Annotated in this window: 4 protein-coding genes; all 4 read right to left on the reverse strand. The window is 44.0% G+C overall.

What is annotated here, in order from left to right:
* Positions 1–801: hypothetical protein (locus GXO74_06450; GenBank protein NOZ61304.1), on the reverse strand; the 801-nt coding region annotated here is incomplete at its 3' end.
* Positions 802–817: 16 nt separating this feature from the next.
* A complete protein-coding gene (locus GXO74_06455; GenBank protein ID NOZ61305.1) occupies positions 818–2,332 on the reverse strand; it encodes a hypothetical protein in 1,515 nt (504 codons plus the stop codon).
* Positions 2,333–2,348: 16 nt separating this feature from the next.
* Positions 2,349–3,509 carry a DUF4876 domain-containing protein gene (locus GXO74_06460; protein ID NOZ61306.1) on the reverse strand — a complete coding sequence of 387 codons (1,161 nt, stop codon included), beginning with the start codon at positions 3,507–3,509 and terminating at the stop codon, positions 2,349–2,351.
* 2 nt (positions 3,510–3,511) lie between these two features.
* Positions 3,512–5,440 (reverse strand): TonB-dependent receptor (locus GXO74_06465; protein ID NOZ61307.1); only part of this gene is annotated, 1,929 nt, incomplete at its 5' end.

The raw sequence follows: 5,440 nt of genomic DNA on the forward strand, positions 1-5,440 counted from the left end.
AAGCACGCGCAAAATCGTCTCTTTCAAATCCGGGGACATCGAATGGTTGTAATTGAGAAGTCTGTTCCCGGGCAGGTAAAGCTGCGGGAATTGCTCCCGCAGCGCCAGCGCTTCTCCTTCCCAGGCGCTCAAAGATTCGGAATGATAACCATGTCCTGTAAAAAATAAAGCTTTTGTCAATTGACGCTGCTTCTTTTTTTCTTCGACCAATTTTGTCAAATATTGCTTGATTTTTTCGTATTTTGTCGAATCAGCGACCGGTGGAAAAATGCGTCCGCTGTAGATTTCTTTCTCCACTTTTTGCGGTGAATCCGGTAGCAGACTGTAGTAAAAAAGCAGCGGATTGCACGTATCCTGCTTGACAAATGCAAATTTTAAATCAAAATCTTCGTAAAACCGATCCGACGGAACCGAAGTTTTGCTGAGCGGATAGCGGCTCGACTGGTCAATTTTGAAAGCCGAAGTCAAATGCTGAGCGTCGCGCAACATGGGAATGGGAATATCTCCGATGAAAACCACACCCTCGAGTTGGCCGTCTTCGGCGTACAAAGCTTGAATTTCTTGCCGCAAAGTTTCCGGATTCTGATATTCATCGGCGAAAATGTAGCAGGAAAGCCCCTGCTTTTCCACTTGATCGCGATAAGCCAAAATCTCTTTTTCAGCAACGACAAATGTTTTTTCGTCGGCAAAAATCGCGAAGGACGATGTTCCGATATGAACAGGATTCAACCGAACATTCGCTTGTGCGTTGGATCCTATGAGAAGAAAGATGAAAATTACATTTGCAAAAAATTGTCTCATTTTACTCCCTGACATTTTAATAAGCCTTAAGTTGCAAAGTCAAACCCGTGGTCAAGTAACTCCTGCTGTCGCCCTGAAAGTAGGATTTGTGATCCGAAAAAATTTGTTGCCAGCCGAAGTGCCACTGCACAAAACCAAGATATTTCCAATAAAACATCATCTCAAAATCCAGTCGATAACCACGATGGTCAGTAAAAAAATATTCAACATCAGCTTGTCGCCATTTCCAGAAATCGGACGGCGATTGCACTGACAGAAATTTATCCGAAACAAGTCCCTGAAATGTGCTCACTGACAAAAACGTGAACAGGGCAGGTCTCCATTGTATCTGCACACCAGCTTTTTCCTGCCAATTCATCTGTTTGACAGCCCAATCCACAGCGCTGTAATAATCCCGATAATCGATATCCCGAAAATTACCCTCAATCTCAATCCCGGCAGATGCTTTAGCGTTTAACTGATATCTCCCGGCAATGCTGAGTTTGTGGCCGGGAACGCGCGTCTCTGTTAAAAGTGTTCGAAAATCCGGATGTTTCGCCCAGGAAGATTCTGTTCTGTAACGGTAGGCGGAAGCCAGCACCAAACGATGAAAACGAATCCCTCCTCTGATGCCGCCTGCGTAAATGACATTTTGCCAGTAGCCCTGATTCTGAGGATTGACAGAATTATCTTTAATATCATTTTGTTGCAGCCGTTGCTCAAAAAACGTCGTGAGCGATGAGCCATTTTCCGTTGAATATTTTGCTGCGCCGACCACACCATATTCGTTGAAATAGCCATATCTGGTTTCAGTTTTTTTATTGAAAACCAACGGAAAATCGTATCCGCGGAATTTGAACAGCGTCGTTTCCTGATAATAGGAAGATTGATCTTCGCGATAGTAGATTTCCTCCTGATTATCCGCAACGGAAAAAAGCGCAGAGAGTTGCCATCTTTTTGCAGGCTGATACTCAACACCAGCGCGGAAAATGATATCCCGATGTTTGGAAGTGGGTTTTGGAGAGACTTTTTTCAAACCTTCATCAACATAGTAGTCCAATGATGCGCCCAAGTGAAATTTATTTATCTTTCGGCAATATTCAGCGCTCATGGCAATTCCATTGAAGCGAGTGTCCCCACGGGAACTATCTCCCAGCAGAAAAGGCATACCGAACAGCATATCTCGCGTTGCAAACCAGTCCCAATCCGCCCGAATTTGTTTTTGCACCTGAAAGCTGCCGCGAAAAATCTGAAGTGAATCTATCTGTTTTTTGCCGCTCACGGATTGACTTAAAAACATTAAACGTCCGGGTTGAACAAACGGCTTAAAATCACCGTCCTCTCCGCTTGCTTCCGAACGAATGTACAAAATTTCCTCGTGCCAATCTTCGAACAGATGCGCCGGATTGGAAAATTGTTGGTAAATTGTATTCCCGGAATTTCGATCAAATAACAGGCCCAAATTACTTTCAGGGATAAATTTAGCCTGAGCGTAACTATTATTAGAAATGAAAAACAAAGTCAAAATTATTGTCAGGAAAATTTTCTTCATTGATTCAATCCATAGCTTATTGATCATGGTGATATCCGGGAGTCGGACTATCAATTGTAATAAAATCCAGCGAAGAATTATCGTCATCTTTCAGAATCAATTTATCGGTACGCGCCAGAACTTTTCGTTCCATGGATTTCCCGGTGTAAAACTCAATTCCTCCGGCAGCTCCGGCATCAATTTTTTCATGCAATTTTTTATCCTGAAGTCGAGTCGGATCGTCCAGATACTCCACACCGTCAATAATTTTGTCGTAAGGAATCAGCAAATGTTCATCCCGATATTCCAGGGAGTCAGGATCAACTCGTGCGATGACTATCGCATCTTTTTCGCCGCCAATGAGCCAATCATAGCCAAAAACCTGCAAAATGAGCTGCATATTGGGAATATCCGGATTGTCGATATCGGGCGTCTCTGGTTTGTAAAATTCCAGTCGCGATCGCGAAAGGTCAACGCTCCCGGGCGCATTTATGGTATGGTCGATACCATCTTCCGCCAACACAGCGAATTCACCCGGTGACAAAGGAAAATCTGCTCCGTCGCCAGGCACCTGCCACACATTCTTCGAATAAACAAATTGATCATCCCGTGGATAAGCTTTGCTGACAACAGCGACCAGCAATCCGTCGAGATAAATTATGGAATCCGATTGATTATAAAGCTCAAGATATTTATCGTGAAAATACAGTCCGGCATCAGGAGGACCGCAGGCATAAATTTCGCTGATCACCAGCCCGGCGCCGGTAATAACCAAATCCATCGGCAGAATGAGCGTGGAGTCCACATCAGCGCGAATTGTCATTTTTTTGATGGACACATTTTTCAAAGCGACATTTTCGCTCGCTTCACCGGTTGCTTTTTCCACTTCTTCCGGCGTAAGCTTGCGTTCTGCCGTAACAAAATAGTCGTCAGACAACAATCCCGTAGCATTCACGAGCCCGGTCGAGTCGGAGAAAAAAGTGAATTCTTGCCCCAGAGAATTGGACTGGAGCTTGAGCGATACACCGGGAACGCCGGCTCTACCGTAAATTTTCTCCATGTAGCCGGAGTCATCAAATAAGAGAATCTTAATCGGTGTCTTTCGCTCAATTGCAACAGGCTTTTTCTCCACCTGCAAAATTTTATCACAGCTTCCCATTGAAAACAGAATGAAAATAAAAATTGCTATTTTTTTCATCGTCAAAAAACTCCCAGCGAGGTACTCATTTCGACCCCAAAAAACAGTTCCGGATTGCGCCGTGTGTAGGACGGATAATTTGGATGGGTGCGCTTTAATCTGTAAAAAGGTCTGTAGTTGAAAAAATTATTCACATAAAAAGACACTTCTGCGCCTTTCCAGAGCGATTTGGTTACTTTCAAATTGAACAACCACAAATTGGGTCTGTCTTCTTCCAGCAACTGGTAAGGCTGATAGCTCCTCCTCAACCTGGCGTAGCGGGGATCAGCCTGTTCGGCTTCCGAAATCCAATAAGTGTTGCCATCTTCGGCAAAATAGCCAATTGCCAACGTATCCGTCATTCCATTTCTGCCGTCGATGTTCATCAACTCCTGCTGAATGTGCAGCGTAACCCAGATTCCCAGAGAACGCGCTTGAATTTCAAAACGATAGTTCAGCAAAAGATTTTTGCGGTAATTTTCCAGCGGCTCGTAAAAAGGGATAACGCTCATGTCTAACTCGGGGCTGTAGCGTTTGATGCCCAGAGTTTCCTTTGTCCAACCGCTTTTTTTATCCCGATAAGCCGCGTCAAAAGAAAAGACCGTTTGAATCACGGGCAGACGTTTGGTTCTGAGAGAAAATTCCACGCCTTTTACTTTCATCCAGCCATCATTGATATATGAATTGTAATCTTCAAACATGAAATTGCGTACCACATATTCGCTCAAATCAGGATAATCTGGAAAAGATTTCTGCGGCAAAATAATGGGTATCGTCATCGAGCGAAACATGCCTGTTGTATGATTGTAAAAGCCGGTTATGGAAAAACCAACAGCGCGGATCTGCTGATCCAGGCTCACTTCATATTTTTCCTGTTGGTAGCCTCGCAAATTTGCATTATTGCGATCGCGAATGTAAGTAGAAATCAAAGAGAAATTCTGGGCAGGATCCGTGGGGTCGACGACTGAAACAGTATCAACAACATCAAAATATTCGGGGCCGGGAAAAATCATCGCCATTGGCGGTGATTTTGAAGTCGTGCCATAGCCGGCGCGAATCTGCGTTTGTGAAAATAGTTGCATGGAAAAATTAATTCGCGGATTAAAAAAACTGCCATTTCGCGATTGGATGAAATCGGTTTTGCCGAAAAGTCCGGCAAAGTCCACACTTTCCGGTCGATAGGCCTCGTAGCGAAACCCCAACTGCAACGTAACGGGTTTAATAATTCTGCCATTAATTTTATCCTCTGCATAGAAACTAACGGTATTGTACGCCGGTAATTCATCGTAGCGGCGGGTTCGAATGGCTTGTGTACCTAAAATCGGCGGATACAACGGATCAAACACCACGCCTTTTCCGCGATTGAAATCATCGCGCCAGGTGATGCCAGCCAAAAATGTGTGGAAGAAAGGCTGTGTCGTCCATTGGTGCTGATAGTAAATATCTGCAAACAGATTCCACATTTCGCCTTTGAGCCATTTTTTGCCCACATACGATCCAAAAACAATGTATCCTTCCTGAGTGCCCTCGTCCAGGCGATCTGAAAGCACGAGATTGTCACGGGAAATTAATTGCTGTAAATAGGAATTCTGCCTGGTAAAAGAGACAGAGTAATTTGCATTCAAACGCGAAAAATCAGAAAACTTATAAAAATAATTACCAGAAAATTTGAGATTGTAATCCCGATTGTACCATGCTTCGCGGAGCGCATAGCCGGGCTTTTCTTTGCTCTCGTCAAATGCACGCGTGAAAAAAAGCTGATTCCTCGTGCGGAATTTTTCATTTTCCTGTGCAACGGACAACTGCGCTGACAGCCGAGTATAACCGTCGCCAGGTACTCGAATATCGCGCTCTGAATATGCCAGGTTAAAATTGCCTGAAATAATCCAATTTTTCCAATCCGTTCCACCGGAAAAGTTTGTCTCATAAAGATGAGGATTGTATTTGAATTT

The organism is Calditrichota bacterium (assembly GCA_013152715.1).
In the GTDB taxonomy this organism is placed as follows: domain Bacteria; phylum Zhuqueibacterota; class Zhuqueibacteria; order Thermofontimicrobiales; family Thermofontimicrobiaceae; genus 4484-87.

What these genes read in the sequence shown, in the direction of transcription:
- GXO74_06460 (NOZ61306.1), bottom strand. Translation starts at nt 3,509, where the DNA reads ATGAAAAAAATAGCAATTTTTATTTTCATTCTGTTTTCAATGGGAAGC.
- GXO74_06455 (NOZ61305.1), bottom strand. Translation starts at nt 2,332, where the DNA reads ATGAAGAAAATTTTCCTGACAATAATTTTGACTTTGTTTTTCATTTCT.